The 14252-nt window shown below is 72.3% G+C and carries 15 protein-coding genes; 10 read left to right on the top strand and 5 right to left on the bottom strand.

The genetic code is table 11. The annotated features are described in order from the left end of the window. Positions 1-8: 8 nt before the first annotated feature. Complete coding sequence (locus tag ACFUTX_RS03865; RefSeq protein WP_378860864.1) at positions 9-350, bottom strand: hypothetical protein; 342 nt, start codon at positions 348-350, stop codon at positions 9-11. Between the two features lie 132 nt (positions 351-482). Here ACFUTX_RS03865 and ACFUTX_RS03860 point away from each other — a divergent pair, with 132 nt between their 5' ends. Genes ACFUTX_RS03860 through ACFUTX_RS03825 form a run of 8 tightly spaced genes read left to right on the top strand, consistent with a single transcriptional unit; the run spans position 483 to position 6336 of the window. Then, on the top strand, positions 483-710 hold the full coding sequence (locus tag ACFUTX_RS03860) for a hypothetical protein (RefSeq protein WP_378860863.1): 228 nt from the start codon (positions 483-485) through the stop codon (positions 708-710). 20 nt (positions 711-730) lie between these two features. Further along, positions 731-1228, top strand: a complete 498-nt coding sequence (locus ACFUTX_RS03855) for a MarR family winged helix-turn-helix transcriptional regulator (protein ID WP_378860862.1) — start codon at positions 731-733, stop codon at positions 1226-1228. 29 nt (positions 1229-1257) lie between these two features. After that, positions 1258-2034 (top strand): alpha/beta fold hydrolase, encoded by a 777-nt coding sequence (locus ACFUTX_RS03850; protein WP_378860861.1) that lies wholly within the window; start codon positions 1258-1260, stop codon positions 2032-2034. Beyond that, positions 2031-3218: an acyl-CoA dehydrogenase family protein gene (locus tag ACFUTX_RS03845; protein ID WP_378860860.1), complete on the top strand. Its 1188-nt coding sequence runs from the start codon at positions 2031-2033 to the stop codon at positions 3216-3218. Before ACFUTX_RS03850 ends, ACFUTX_RS03845 begins: the two co-directional genes overlap by 4 nt. Positions 3219-3268: 50 nt before the next feature. Then, positions 3269-4540 carry a DUF445 domain-containing protein gene (locus tag ACFUTX_RS03840; protein ID WP_378860859.1) on the top strand — a complete coding sequence of 424 codons (1272 nt, stop codon included), beginning with the start codon at positions 3269-3271 and terminating at the stop codon, positions 4538-4540. 59 nt (positions 4541-4599) lie between these two features. Further along, complete coding sequence (locus ACFUTX_RS03835) at positions 4600-4941, top strand: gamma-glutamylcyclotransferase family protein (protein WP_378860858.1); 342 nt, start codon at positions 4600-4602, stop codon at positions 4939-4941. A gap of 34 nt (positions 4942-4975) precedes the next feature. Continuing rightward, entirely contained in the window at positions 4976-5869 is an 894-nt protein-coding gene (locus ACFUTX_RS03830) for an agmatinase family protein (RefSeq protein WP_378860857.1), read from the top strand. Beyond that, positions 5866-6336: a SixA phosphatase family protein gene (locus ACFUTX_RS03825; protein WP_378860856.1), complete on the top strand. Its 471-nt coding sequence runs from the start codon at positions 5866-5868 to the stop codon at positions 6334-6336. The genes ACFUTX_RS03830 and ACFUTX_RS03825 overlap by 4 nt, the downstream gene beginning before the upstream one ends. An 82-nt stretch (positions 6337-6418) precedes the next feature. On the opposite strand, the gene hutI is transcribed toward ACFUTX_RS03825, so the two are convergent. The 3 genes from hutI to hutH are packed head-to-tail and all read right to left on the bottom strand — an operon-like array spanning position 6419 to position 10919. Continuing rightward, positions 6419-7585 carry an imidazolonepropionase gene (hutI, locus tag ACFUTX_RS03820; RefSeq protein WP_378860855.1) on the bottom strand — a complete coding sequence of 389 codons (1167 nt, stop codon included), beginning with the start codon at positions 7583-7585 and terminating at the stop codon, positions 6419-6421. A gap of 5 nt (positions 7586-7590) precedes the next feature. Then, a complete protein-coding gene (gene hutU / locus ACFUTX_RS03815; RefSeq protein WP_378860854.1) occupies positions 7591-9270 on the bottom strand; it encodes a urocanate hydratase in 1680 nt (559 codons plus the stop codon). Beyond that, positions 9267-10919 carry a histidine ammonia-lyase gene (hutH, locus tag ACFUTX_RS03810; protein ID WP_378860853.1) on the bottom strand — a complete coding sequence of 551 codons (1653 nt, stop codon included), beginning with the start codon at positions 10917-10919 and terminating at the stop codon, positions 9267-9269. Before hutH ends, hutU begins: the two co-directional genes overlap by 4 nt. Positions 10920-10980: 61 nt before the next feature. Between hutH and ACFUTX_RS03805 the strand changes: the two genes are divergently transcribed. Next, positions 10981-11784, top strand: a complete 804-nt coding sequence (locus tag ACFUTX_RS03805; protein ID WP_378860852.1) for an IclR family transcriptional regulator — start codon at positions 10981-10983, stop codon at positions 11782-11784. A 13-nt stretch (positions 11785-11797) separates the two neighbouring features. Here ACFUTX_RS03805 and ACFUTX_RS03800 read toward each other — a convergent pair whose 3' ends face one another. Then, entirely contained in the window at positions 11798-12808 is a 1011-nt protein-coding gene (locus tag ACFUTX_RS03800; RefSeq protein WP_378860851.1) for a LacI family DNA-binding transcriptional regulator, read from the bottom strand. A gap of 166 nt (positions 12809-12974) precedes the next feature. Here ACFUTX_RS03800 and ACFUTX_RS03795 point away from each other — a divergent pair, with 166 nt between their 5' ends. Then, complete coding sequence (locus tag ACFUTX_RS03795; RefSeq protein ID WP_378860850.1) at positions 12975-14249, top strand: extracellular solute-binding protein; 1275 nt, start codon at positions 12975-12977, stop codon at positions 14247-14249. The last annotated feature ends 3 nt before the right edge of the window (positions 14250-14252 follow it).

Here is a 14252-nt window from a genome sequence, read left to right as displayed (position 1 = left end):
AGCCGGGGTCATGCGGCGACGGCCTGCCGGTGGGAGGCGTTGATCGAGGCGGGCTCGTCGTCCCATTCCAGGACGATGCCCCGGCTCGTCGTCGCCTCGTTCGCGAGCGTCCGGAGGAACTCGGCGTCGAGGACGTCCGGTTCGGCGCTCTCGAACACGAATCGCAGCGGGATCGCCGGCTGCATCCAGATCGAGGTGCGACCCTCGGCTCCCTCGCCCGGGTGCCGCCAGCTGAGGAGGAAGCTCTCGTTGCGGCGCAGCTTGGTGGCCGCGACGACCTTCACATGCGCGAGCAGCCGGTCGGGGATCTCCGCGGGGTTCGTCTCGTTGCCGTAGTACAGGTACGCCATCGTTCTTCCTCTCGGTCTGCTGCTGACGTGCATAAAGGATCACTAACTGTCAATCCCACTGAATATGTATCACAGTTGGTGTGTAATCAACTACGTGTCACATTCGGTGTCAGGTATGGTAGGAGCAGCACGATGACGATGATCGACGAGGTCGCCGGTCGAACCGGGATCCGCGAACGCGCCACCTGGGCAGAGGTCGACACCGATTTCTGGGTGGGGAGCGCCGAGGGGGTCTTCCTCGGGACGATCGAACGACACGAGCCGAACAGATACTTCGCCCGGGACGCTGTCCGGCACTACGTGGGCGAATACCCCTCGCTGGCCCTGGCCCGAGAGGCGGTCGTCACGCAGATGGAATAGCAGATCCGCGGGAGGTAGGGATGCCGCTGAACGTCGTACGCCATGAGAACGAGCACCTCTACGCCGAGCAGCCGCGCTCCGAGGCGGGCCGGCGACTGAGCGAGGCGGTGCTCCACTGGCGTCTCGCCGAGCGCCGCCAGGCGGAGCGCGCGCAGCGCGCGTCGGGCCTCTCCTCGATGGATCTCACCGCCCTCCGCTACCTCGTGCAGGGCTCCCGCGACGGGCGCGAGCTGAGCCCGAAGGACCTCATCGTCATGCTCGAGACCTCGAGCGCGACGGTGACCAACGTCGTCGAGCGGCTGGTCGCGCGCGACCTCGTCACGCGCGTGCAGCATCCGTCCGACCGGCGCGCGCACTTCCTTGTCCCGACAGACGACGCCATCGCGCGCGTCGACCAGGCCTTCGGCGGCCACCATTCCGCGATCGTCGGGGTCATCGACGGCCTCTCCGACGAGCACGCCGAGTGCGCCGCCGATGTGCTCACCCGGCTCGCTCGCGCGCTGGACGATCTCGCCTGACGGGGCCCCGGCATCCGTAGCATGACGGTATGCCTGCACCCGTGACGCTCCCCCGCCTCAGCTGGGGCTCCCCTGCCTCCGATCGCCGCGCACTCCTCGTGCACGGCCTCGGCTCCAACGCCCACCTGATGTGGCGATTCGGCGTCGCGCTCGCGGACGCGGGATGGCGCGCCGACGCCGTCGACCTCCGCGGGCACGGCGTCGCTCCCCGCGCCCTGGACTACACGCTCGAGGCCTACGCGGCCGATGTCGCGGCCATCGGTCCGGACGGCGGCGGCCCGTGGGACCTCGTCCTGGGCCACTCCCTGGGCGGCGCGGCGGTCACCCTCGCCGCCGCCGCCGACCGCTCGTGGACGCGGCGGCTGGTGCTGGTCGACCCGGCCATCTCGCTGACGCCGCACGACCGTGACGTGGTGCGCAACAGCCAGGAGGAGTCCTTCGCCGACCCATCGCAGGCGGCCGTGCGGGCCGCGCATCCGCACTGGCACGAGCAGGACGTCGAGCTGAAGTCCCTGGCGGCCCATCAGGCCAGCCGGTGGGCGGTGGAGCAGACGAGCGCGCAGAACCCGCGGTGGGACGTCACCGCCGCCGCCACGGCGCTGGACGTCCCGACACACGTCATCGGATCCGACCCCGAGGTGTACAGCATCTTCTGCGGCAAGCCGGCCGAGGCCGTCGTCGCCGCGAACCCGCATCTGACGCTCTCGGTCGTCGCGGGTGCGGGCCACTCGCCGCATCGCGACAAGCCCGAGGCGACGATCGCTCAACTCATGGACGCACTGGCGTCGGCCGAGGTGCGGGCATGACCGGCGTGAGCCGCGGGGCGTTCGACCCGGCCGCCGTGCTCCCCGCCGAGCTGCTCGAGCGGTTCCGCGAACGCGCGCCGATCCACGACCGCGACAACACCTTCCCCCACGACGACCTCGCCGAGCTGCGCGAGGCCGGCTATCTCGCGATCCTGGTGCCCTCCGAGCTCGGCGGTGCGGGATGGGGGCTGGCCGAGGCATCCGTCCTCCAGCAGCGGCTGGCCCAAGCGGCTCCCGCCACCGCCCTCGCCGTGAACATGCACCTCGTGTGGACGGGCGTGGCGAAGGTGCTCTCCGACCGGGGCGACGATTCCCTGCGCTTCGTGCAGGAGGGCGCAGCCGCCGGCGAGGTCTTCGCGTTCGGCATCAGCGAGGCGGGCAACGATCTCGTGCTGTTCGGCAGCGGGACGGATGCCGTACCCACCGCCGACGGCGGGTACCGCTTCACGGGCACGAAGATCTTCACGTCGCTGGCGCCGGTCTGGACGCAGCTCGGACTGCACGGACTCGACACGACCTCTGCGGACGCCCCGAAGATGGTCTACGCCTTCGTGCCGCGGTCCGAGGAAGCCGACGGTCGCGTGGTGACCCGCGACGACTGGGACACCCTCGGCATGCGGGGAACCCAGTCCCGCACGACCGAGCTCCACGGCGCGACCGCCCCCGCGGACCGCATCGTGCGTCGCATCGACCCGGGTCCGAACCCCGACCCGCTCGTGTTCGGGATCTTCAGCGTCTTCGAGATCCTCCTGGCGTCGGTGTACACCGGCATCGCCCGGCGCGCGCTGGATCTTGCGGTCGAGGTCGCCGGCCGGCGCACGTCGAAGAAGACCGGGAAGGCGTACAGTCAGGACCCCGACATCCGCTGGCGGGTCGCCGACATGGCGCTCGCCTACGACGCCCTGCCCCCGCAGCTGGAGGGGCTCGCGCGCGATGTGGATGCCGGCGCCGACCACGGAGCGCGCTGGTTCTCGCTCCTCGCGGGGCTCAAGCACCGCGCCGTCGTCAGCGCGAAGTCCATCGTCGACGACGCTGTGCTGGTGGCCGGCGGTTCGTCGTACTTCGCGGCGAGCGAGCTGAGCCGGCTGTACCGCGACGTGCTCGCCGGACTCTTCCACCCGAGCGACCCCGAATCGGCGCACTCGACCGTCGCGTCCGCGTGGCTGGGACCGCTCGAGGCCTGACCGCGACCGGCCACGGCCCCGTTTCGCCCCCGCCGTGCGAGGATGACGTGATGGCGCGCACTCCGACGGCCCTGCTGAGTCCGGCCGACCAGGAGCGACGGCGCGGCCTGCGGCTCATGAAGGGCGTCGCGCTCGGCGCCCTCGTCTTCATGGCCGCGGTGTTCGCGATCTCGTTCGCCTTCCAGACGCAGGTTCCGGCGCTCGCGTACGTGCGCGCCGCCGCCGAAGGCGGCATGGTGGGCGCCCTGGCCGACTGGTTCGCCGTGACCGCGCTGTTCCGACACCCGCTGGGCATCCCGATCCCGCACACCGCGATCATCCCGAACCGCAAGGACGAGATCGGCCGCACTCTCGGCGAGTTCGTCGAGACCGAGTTCCTCCGCGGCGACGTCGTGCGCACGAAGCTCGAGGCGACGGCGATCTCGGCGCGGCTCGGCGAATGGCTGAGCTCTCCCGCCCACGCCGAACGAGTGGGGGCCGAGGCATCCGTCATGGCCTCCGGTGTGCTGCAGGCGCTCAGCGACGACGAGGTGCAGGGCGTCATCGAAGACCTCGCACGGGAGCACCTCATCGCGCCCGAGTGGGGGCCGCCGCTCGGCGCGTGGCTGGGACGCATCGTCGAATCGGGGGCGCACCATGGCGCGGTCGACATGGCGGTCGACACCGTCGCGGCGTGGCTGGAGGCCAACCGCACCGCCTTCACCGGGCTCCTGTCGCGTCGGCTGCCCTCGTGGCTGCCGTCGATGGCGTCGCGTCTGGTCGACGACACCATCTACAACGAGGCGGTGAAGTTCGTCGCCGCCGTGCGGGCCGACCCCGAGCATCAGGCGCGCCGCGCGATCGACGGGTACCTCGACCGGCTGGCCGAGAACCTCCAGCACGACCCCGGCACGATCGGTCGCCTCGAAGACGCCAAGGCGACCATGTTCGACAGCCCCCGGATGCGAGAGCTGGCCGCCGAGGCCTGGAACACGGCGAAGACGGGACTGCTCGCCTCCCTCGCCGACCCGGCCAGCGGCCTGCGCCGGCGACTGACGACCGCGCTCACCGAGATCGGCGTGCGACTGACGACGGATGCCTCGCTCCAGCGCCGCGTGGACTCGTGGGTGAGCGACGCCGCCGTCTTCCTCGTCGACCGCTACCGTCACGACATCGCCTCGATCATCACCGACACCGTGGAGCGGTGGGACCCGGCGGAGACGACCGAGAAGATCGAGCTCATGGTGGGGCGCGACCTGCAGTACATCCGGTTGAACGGCACCATCGTGGGCGCGCTCGCCGGCCTCGCGATCTTCTCCCTCGCGCACGCTCTGCTCGGGTGAGCGCGACGCCGTGTGACGACCCCCTCGTCGGGTCGGCCCGGCACGACTAGCCTGAGGCCGTGGCCGCCGACCAGCTCCTCTTCAGCTATGGCACGCTCCAGCAGCCGGACGTGCAGCTCGACACGTTCGGCCGTCTCGTGGCGGCGGAGGACGACGTCCTGCCGGGGTACACGGTCGACTACGCCGAGATCGAGGACCGACGCGTGGTCGACCTCTCGGGGACGTCGGTCCACCCCATCGTCAGGGCGACCGGGAACCCGCTCGACAAGGTCGTCGGAAAGGCGCTGTGGGTCACCGAGGACGAGCTGGAAGCCTCGGACGAGTACGAGGTCGCGCTGTACCGGCGGGTGTCGGCGACCCTCGCGAGCGGTCGCGCGGCGTGGGTCTACGTGTCGGTGTGACGGGCGAGGGGCTGAGGCGAGTAGCGTCGTCGGCGTGACACTGTCGCACGATCCGCTCTGGCCGCGCGCCGGGGGCTGGCCGTCGCCGCACCGCGGCGCCGAGGACTGGGACGCCGTGCTTCTCGGGGTGCCCACGTGGCGCACCTCGCTGTCGCCGACGGGCGCGCACGCGACGCCGGCGGCCGTGCGCGAAGCGCTGCGCCGGTTCAGCCCCACCGTCGTGACGCCGGCGCCGATCGATCTCGCCGCGGCGCTCCGGATCGCCGACGCCGGAGACATCGCCTCGCCCGACGGTCCCGAGGGCGAGGCATCCGTTCGCTCCGCCGTGCGCGAGCTGTCGGCGGATGCCGGACTCGTGATCGCGCTGGGGGGCGACAACTCCGCCACCTTCCCCGTCGCCCAGGGCGCGGCTGCCGCCGGGCTCATCACCCTCGATGCGCACTTCGACCTCCGCGACGGCGTGTCGAACGGATCCCCCGTGCGGCGGCTCGTCGAGGGGGGCCTCGACCCGCGCCGGATCGTGCAGCTCGGGATCGCCGACTTCGCCAACTCGGTCGCGTACGCGCAGCGCGCCGCCGATCTGGGAATCACCGTGGTCGGTCTCGACGAGGTGCGGCGACGCGGAGCAGCGGACGTCGTGGCCCAGGCGCTCGAGATCGCGGGCGCGGGCGACGGTCCGATCCATCTCGACATCGATGTCGACGTGTGCGACCGCACTGTGGCGCCCGGATGCCCCGCCTCCGTTCCGGGCGGTCTCGCCGCCTGGGAGCTGCGGGCGATCGTGCGGGCGACCGCCGCGGACCGCCGGGTCCGCAGCGCCGACATCGTCGAGGTCGACGCGACCGCCGACACCCCCGATGGACGCACCGTGCGCCTCGCCGCGCTCTGCGTGCTCGAACTCCTCGCCGGAAAGGCAGCGCTGACATGATCCGACTGGGGCTCGTCCGACACGCGAAGTCGGACTGGGGCGACCCGATGCTCGACGACCACGACCGGCCGCTCAACGAGCGAGGTCTTCACGATGCTCCGGTCATGGCCGCGCGCCTGGCGGAGTCCGGGTTCCGGCCCGATGTGATCCTCTCGAGCACGGCCCTGCGCGCCAAGACGACGGCACAGTCGTTCGCGGCCGCGTGGGGTGTGGGGGTGCGCCTCGACGAACGGCTCTACGGGGCGCCCGCCGACGTGCTGCTCGCCACGGCCTCGGAGTCCGGCGCCCGGACCCTGCTGGTCGTCGCGCACGACCCGGGCATGAGCCTCTTGGCGGGACGGCTCTCGGACGGCGAGATCGTGCACATGCCGACGTGCGCGGTGGCGACGTTCACGTGGGACGCCGACGACTGGGACGTCGCGACGGCGCTCGACCCGTCGGAGTGGACCTTCGACACGCCCCGCTGACGGAGTTCCCCACACGGCTCCTGCCGGTGCTGACCGGTGCTGACCGTTGCTGATCCGGGCTGCCCCGGCGGCCGTGTGCGGTTCACAGCAGCGCCGCGCCGTCCTTCCAGGCCTGCGCGACCAGCGGCACGCCGGGACGGTAGGCCAGATGCACCCGCGTGGGGGCGTCGAGCAGGACGAGATCCGCGCGCGCGCCGGGTGCGATCCGGCCGATATCCGTGCGGCGGAGTGCGCGGGCACCGCCGGCGGTCGCCGCCCACACCGCCTCGGCCGGGGTCATCCCCATCTCGCGGACGGCGAGCGCGACCATCAGCGGCATCGAACTGGTGAAACTGGACCCCGGGTTGCAGTCGCTGGCGAGGGCGACCGTGACGCCGGCATCGAGCAGCCGTCGCGCGTCGGGGTAGGGCTGGCGGGTCGAGAACTCCACGCCGGGAAGGAGGGTCGCGACGGTGTCGGACCCGGCGAGCGCGGCGACGTCGTCGTCGTCCAGGAACGTGCAGTGATCGACGGATGCCGCGCCCGACGCGACCGCGAGGCGCACACCCTCGCCGGGGCCGAGCTGGTTCCCGTGCACCCGGGGCCGCAGTCCGTGCGCCGCGCCCGCGGCGAGGATGCGCCGGGACTCGTCGGCGGTGAACGCGCCGCGCTCGCAGAACACGTCGACCCATCGCGCGTGGGGCCGGACGGCGTCGAGCATCGGCCCCGTCACGAGGTCGAGGTAGTCCTCGCGGCGGTCGGCGTACTCGGCGGGGACCACATGCGCCCCCAGGAACGTCACCTCGTCGGTCACCTCCGCCGCGAGCCGGGCCAGTCGGGTCTCGTCGTGGACGGTGAGGCCGTAGCCCGTCTTGATCTCGACCGTCGTCGTCCCCTGCGCACGGAGTTCCGCGACGAGCCGGGACAGCCGGGCCCGGAGCTCCTCGTCGGAGGCGGCGCGCGTCGCCGCCACCGTGCGCCGTATGCCTCCCGCGGCATAGGGCACCCCCGTCATGCGCGCTTCGAACTCGTCGGCGCGATCTCCGCCGAAGACGAGGTGGGTGTGGCTGTCGACGAATCCGGGGAGAACGGCGCGTCCCGCGGCGTCGACCGTCGGGATGTCGCCGGCCGGGGCATCCGCTCGCTCCCCCACCCACGCGATGCGCGTGCCCTCGACGAGGATCGCGGCGTCCCGTACCGTGCCGGTCGCGTCGCCGTCCCGCTCGACGTTCGTGGTCAGTTCGCCGATGTTCGTGACGAGGAGGGCCATGCCGCTCAGCTCTCCTGCATGGGCACCCGCAGGCCGCGCTCGCGAGCGACCTCCGCGGCGCGCTCGTACCCGGCGTCGACGTGGCGCATTACCCCGGTGCCCGGGTCGTTCGTGAGCACGCGTTCGATCTTCTCGGCCGCGAGCGCCGTCCCGTCGGCGACCGTCACCTGGCCGGCGTGGATGGACCGTCCGATGCCCACGCCGCCGCCGTGATGGATCGACACCCAGGACGCGCCTGAGGCGGTGTTGAGGAGGGCGTTCAGGAGCGGCCAGTCCGCGATGGCGTCGGAGCCGTCGGCCATCGCCTCGGTCTCGCGGTAGGGCGAGGCGACCGATCCGGCGTCGAGGTGGTCGCGGCCGATCACGATGGGTCCGGCGAGCTCTCCCGAGGCGACCATCTCGTTGAACCGCAGGCCCGCGAGATGGCGTTCCTTGTACCCCAGCCAGCAGATGCGGGCCGGCAGGCCCTCGAAGTGCACCGCGTCGCCCGCCTTCTCGAGCCAGCGGACGAGCCCGGCATTGTCGGGGAACAGCTCCCGGACCGCGCGGTCGGTCTTGCGGATGTCCTCTGGATCACCTGACAGCGCGACCCAGCGGAACGGTCCGCGTCCCTCGGCGAACTGCGGGCGGATGTAGGCCGGGACGAAGCCGGGGAACGCGAAGGCGCGGTCGAAGCCGCCGAGCTGCGCCTCGGCGCGGATCGAGTTGCCGTAGTCGAACACCTCGGCTCCGGCATCCTGGAATCCGACCATCGCCGCCACCTGCTTGGCCATGCTGCCGCGCGCGCGGGCCGTGAACCCCTCCGGGTCGGCGGATGCCGCGTCTTTCCAGTCCTCGAAGGCGATGCCCACGGGCAGGTAGGCGAGCGGGTCGTGGGCGCTCGTCTGGTCGGTGACGATGTCGACCGCGAGCTCGCCCGCCCGGTGCCGGAGCAGCACGTCGCCGAACACCTCGGCGGCGTTGCCGACGACGCCGACGCTGCGCGCCTCGCCTGCCGCCTTGGCCGCGACGACGCGGGCGAGCGCGGCCTCCAGGTCGGTCGTGTACTCGTCGAGGTACCCGTGCCCGACTCGGCGCGCCAGGCGCGACTCGTCGACGTCGACGATGAGGACGGCCCCGCCGTTGAGGGTGACCGCCAGCGGCTGGGCGCCGCCCATGCCGCCGGCACCGCCGGTCAAGGTCAGGGTGCCCGTCAGGTCGTCGCGGCCGAGGCTGCGCGCCACGGCGGCGAACGTCTCGTACGTGCCCTGGAGGATGCCCTGGGTGCCGATGTAGATCCAGGATCCGGCCGTCATCTGCCCGTACATGGTGAGACCCAGCTCTTGCAGACGGCGGAACTCGGGCCACGTCGCCCAGTCGCCCACGAGGTTCGAGTTCGCGATGAGGACCCGCGGCGCCCACTCGTGGGTGCGGAAGATCCCGACGGGCTTGCCGGACTGCACGAGGAGGGTCTCGTCCGGCTCGAGGTCGTCGAGGGTGCGGACGATGGCGTCGTACGCCTCCCAGCTGCGTGCCGCGCGGCCGGTGCCGCCGTAGACCACGAGGTCTTCGGGGTGCTCGGCGACCTCGGGGTCGAGGTTGTTCATGAGCATGCGCTTCGCCGCTTCGGCGCCCCAGCTCTTGGCCGTGCGCTCGTTGCCTCGCGGCGCGCGGATGCTTCGCGCCGACGTCGGTGTCATGGTCATCGATGGCTCGCTTTCGTCGTGGTCACGGTCTGGGCGGCGGTCGCTGCGGACCCGGCGGGATGCAGCGCGGCCCGGGCGACGGCGCCGCCGGAGACGAGCGCCGTCAGCGTCTCGATCTCGGGCGACACGAACCGGTCGGCGCCGGGCCCCGCGACGTCCGCCCCCCGCACCAGGTCGCGCACCGCCGCGGTGGCCGCGCCGGGCTGGAGGGGTGCGCGGAGGTCGAGGGCTCGCGCGGCGGTCAGGATCTCGATCGCGAGCACGCGCGCGAGTCCGTCGATGCCGCGTCGGAGCTTGCGGGCGGCCGCCCAGCCCATCGACACGTGGTCCTCCTGCATCGCCGACGACGGGATGGAGTCGACCGACGCCGGAGCGGCGAGCCGCTTGAGCTCCGACACGATCCCGGCGGCGGCGTACTGCGCGATCATCAGCCCGGAGTCGACGCCGACCTCGTCGGCGAGGAACGGCGGAAGTCCGTTGCTGCGCGCCGGGTCGAGGGCCCGGTCGGTGCGGCGCTCCGAGATCGATGCGACGTCGGCGACCGCGATGGCGAGGAAGTCGAGCACGTAGGCGATCGGCGCGCCGTGGAAGTTGCCGTTGGACTCCACCCGGCCGTCGTCGGTGATGACCGGGTTGTCGACCGCGGCCGACAGTTCGCGGGACGCGATCAGCCGCGCGTGCTCCACGGTGTCGCGGGCGGCGCCGTGCACCTGCGGCGAGCAGCGCAGCGAGTAGGCGTCCTGCACCCGCGTGCACACCGAGGGGTCCTTGTGCGAGGCGACGATCGGAGACCCCGCGAGAACGGCGCGCAGGTTCGCGGCGGAGGCCGCCTGGCCGGTCTGCGGTCGCAGCGCCTGCAGGTCGGCCGCGAAGACGGCGTCGGTGCCGAGCTGCGACTCCACCGACATCGCGGCGGCCACGTCGGCGGTGTCGAGCAGCACCGACAGGTCGTGAAGCGCCAGCAGCAGCATCCCGAGCATGCCGTCCGTGCCGTTGATCAGCGCCAGCCCCTCCTTCTCGCGCAGGACGAGGGGGGCGAGGGATGCCGCGGCCAGCGCGTCCGCCGCGTCGACCTCGGCGCCGTCGGCGTCGCGCACGCGTCCCTCGCCCATCGCCGCGAGCGCCACGTGCGACAGCGGGGCGAGGTCGCCCGAGCAGCCGAGGGATCCGTATTCGCGCACGATCGGCGTGATGCCGGCGTTGAGCATGGCGGCGTACGTCTCGACGACCACCGGTCGCACGCCGGTGCGGCCTGTGGCGAGCGTCTGCAGGCGCAGCAGCTGAAGGGCGCGCACGACCTCGCGTTCCACCTCCGGACCGGTGCCGGCGGCATGGCTGCGGATGAGGCTCGCCTGCAGCTGCATCCGCCGCTCGGGGGCGATGAACGTCGTCGCGAGCGCGCCGAACCCGGTGGAGATCCCGTAGTGCGGCTCGGCGTCGTCGGCGAGACCCTCGATGAGCGCGCGGGTCGCGGCCACCCGCCGCAGCGCCTCGGGAGCGACCGTTACGGCCGCCCCGTGACGTGCGACGGCGACGACCTCGTCGGGTCGGAGGGGCTCGGCGCCGATCGTGACCGTGAGGATCGAGGCCGGGCGGGGCGACCCCGAAGTCGGGCCGGTGCCGGAGCGGGCGGGCGTGACGGTGGTCATGCGTCGATTCCACACCCCCGCGGTGGCGAACGACAGGCGTCCGTGCGAGGCTGTGTCTGGCATGCCAGACACCGACCCGACCTCCGAGACGCCGTCTCCGCTGCGTCCACAGGTCCCCGCCGCCGACCAGACCCTGCGCATCCTCGCGCACCTCACCCGGCAGCGGGGCCCCGTTCCCGCGGCGTCGATCGCCGCCGCGCTCGGCCTGCCCAGGTCCACCGTGTACCACCTGCTCGCCACGCTCCACGCCCACCAGTTCGTCGTGCACCTGCCCGAGGAGCGGCGTTGGGGCCTCGGGATCGCGGCCTTCGAGCTGGCCGGCGGGTACGCGCGGCAGGAGCCGCTCGCACGGGTCGGCCGGCCGGTGCTCGCCGAGCTCGTCGACCGCGTGCACGAGAGCGCCCATCTGGCGGTCATGCACGGGCGCGACGTGCTGTACATCGTCGAGGAGCGGGCGCCTCGACGGCCGGCCCTCGTCACCGACGTCGGAGTGCGGCTGCCGGCGCACCTGACCGCGACGGGCCGCGCGATGCTCGCCGCCCTCCCCCGCGAGCAGGTGCGCGCGGTGTATCCCCATGCGTCCGCCTTCTCCGACCGCACCGGCCGCGGGCCGACCCGCCCGGGGGAGCTGCGCGAGCTGCTCCGCGAGGCCCGCGCCCGCGGCTTCGCCGTCGAGGACGGGGAGGTGACGCTCGGCCTGCGGTCGGTCGGGGTCGCCGTGCGCGATCACGCGGGCTGGCCGGCGGCCGCGATCGCGCTGACGTGGCCGGACGACTCGACCCGCGACCCGGTCGAGCTCGCCCGGTCGGTCGCCGTGGCCGCGGCCGAGCTGGAACGCCGGATCGGTGGCAGCCGGCGCGAGTGACCCGGGCCGGGACTCAGCGGACGACGAGGCGCGGCGTCACCAGCACGTGGGCGGCGCCCGCTTCGGCGCGGCGCGGCGCGATGACGCTCCCCGACGGACCCATGAGCAGTTCGAGGACTCCCGCGGCGACCTGCTCGGGAAGCTGCTCGACGCTGCTGATGCCGAGCGCTTCGGCGGGAGGCGTGTTATCGAATCCGACCACGGGGAAATCGCCGCGACCCGCCTCGGTCGCCGCGAGGTGCGCGCCGATCGCGAGCGAGTCGCTGACGCACACGATGCCGTCGATGTCGGGTCCCGCGGCGAGGATCCCGCCGACGAGGGCGCGGGCCTGCCCGACGCTCTCTTCGCAGACGTACCTCGGACCCGAGGCATCCGCCGCCGCCATCGCCTCGACCCAGCCCCGCTCGCGGTCGTCGCCCGTGCCCGACCCGGACGGCCACCCCAGGAAGGCGAGACGCGGTCCGGCGAGCGACAGCAGGTGCTCGGTCGCGGCACGGGTTCCGGCGGCGCCGTCGACGTCCACCCACAGGTGCGCGGGCGCCTCCACGTCGTCGTCGCCCCACGGGCGCCCGAACGCGACGAAAGGGATGCCCCGCTCGGCCAGCCAGCGCGTGCGGGGGTCGCCGTGGAAGGTTCCGGTGATGACGACCGCGTCGATCTCGCCGCCGTCCGAGAGCTCGCCCATCTTGGCGATCTCCTCTGTCGGGGTGCGCGCCGCGTACAGCTGGATGCGCATCCCGCGCTCGCCCGCCCGCTCGGTGAGGGCGTGGACGAAGCGGTCGAGGACGACGCCCGAGATGCCTCCCGCGTACGGGTCGAGATGGATGCCGATGGTCGAGCTCCGCTGCGTGCGCAGGCGCCGTGCCGCCATGTGGGGGCGGTAGCCCAGGTCGGCGATGGCCTGTTCGACGCGTTCGCGCGTCGATTCGCGCACGATCGCAGGGCTGTTGATCACGTTGGACACCGTCTGGCGCGACACGCCCGCGGCCAGCGCGACATCCTCCACGGTGGGGAGCTTGGACATCGCACCTCCTCGGTCAGCACGCTCGAATCGTCATCCTAGGGCGCAAGCAAGCCCTTGACAGATACCCCTCGCCATTCTTACCGTGTTCTCTACACCGAACTTTGAACGTTCAAAGTCTGTGGAGTGTTCTGATCACACGGTCATCTCATCGAAGGAGAAGAGACTCATGACACGGCAGAAAACACGTACCGCGCTCGCGGCGGGAGCGCTGCTCCTCACCGGGACGCTCGCGCTCACCGCGTGCGGCTCCGGATTCGACGACAGCGCCGGCGACAACGGCGGCTCCGGCGGCGACTCCGGCGAGCTGACGTCGAGCGACGACGCGCTCACCATCCTCATCGGCTCGTCCGGCGACGCCGAGACCGCGGCGGTCGAAGAGGCCGTGGCCGCATGGTCGGAGGAATCCGGCGTCGAGGCATCCGTCCAGGTCGCCAACGACCTGCCGCAGCAGCTGTCGCAGGGCTTCGCGGCGGGATCGCCGCCGGACCTGTTCTACCTCGCCACGGAAGCGCTCGCCGGCTACGCGGGCAACGGCTCGCTCGTCGCCTACGGCGACCTGCTCGAGAACAAGGACGACTTCTACCCGTCGCTCGTGCAGAACTTCACCGTCGACGACCAGTTCTACTGCGCGCCGAAGGACTTCTCGACGCTGCAGCTGATCATCAACACGCAGCTGTGGGAGGCGGCGGGTCTCACCGAGGACGACGTCCCCACGACGTGGGACGAGCTCGCTGAGGTGGCCGCAACCCTCACGACCGACGGCGTGACGGGTCTCGCTTTCGGCGCCGAGTATCAGCGGGTGGGCACCTTCATGGCGCAGGCCGGCGGGCAGCTCGTGAGCGACGACGGCACGGAGGCGGTCGCCAACAGCGAGGAGAACGTCGAGGCCCTCACGTACGTGCAGGACCAGATGGACGCGGGCTCCTTCGCGTACGCCACCACCGACCTCGGTGCCGGCTGGGGCGGCGAGGCCTTCGGCCAGCAGAAGGCGGCGATGACGATCGAGGGCAACTGGATCACGGGTGCGATGTCGAACGACTACCCGAACGTCGAATACCTGGTCGCCGAGCTTCCCGAGGGTCCCGCCGGCAAGGGCACGCTCCAGTTCACGAACTGCTGGGGCATGGCCGCCGACAGCCCCAACCAGCAGGCCGCCCTGGACCTCGTCGAGTACCTGACGAGCGCCGAGCAGCAGCTCGCCTTCTCGGAGGCGTTCGGCCCGATGCCGTCGGTGCAGTCCGCCGCCGACCAGTGGACCACCGACAACCCCGAGCTGGCGGCGTTCCTCGCCGGCGCGGACTACGCCGTCGGCATCCCCACCAACGACGGAACCGCTGCGGTCCTCACCGACTTCAACGCGTCCCTCGAGGGGCTGAAGAACGGCGACCCGCAGCAGATCCTCGACACGGTCCAGGCCAACGTCGAGGCCATCGTCGGCTGACAC

Source organism: Microbacterium sp. NPDC057407 (genome assembly GCF_042803895.1).
GTDB lineage: Bacteria > Actinomycetota > Actinomycetes > Actinomycetales > Microbacteriaceae > Microbacterium.
The sequence above is the reverse complement of the archived record's forward strand: the minus strand, read 5'-3'. Positions and strand labels throughout refer to the sequence as shown.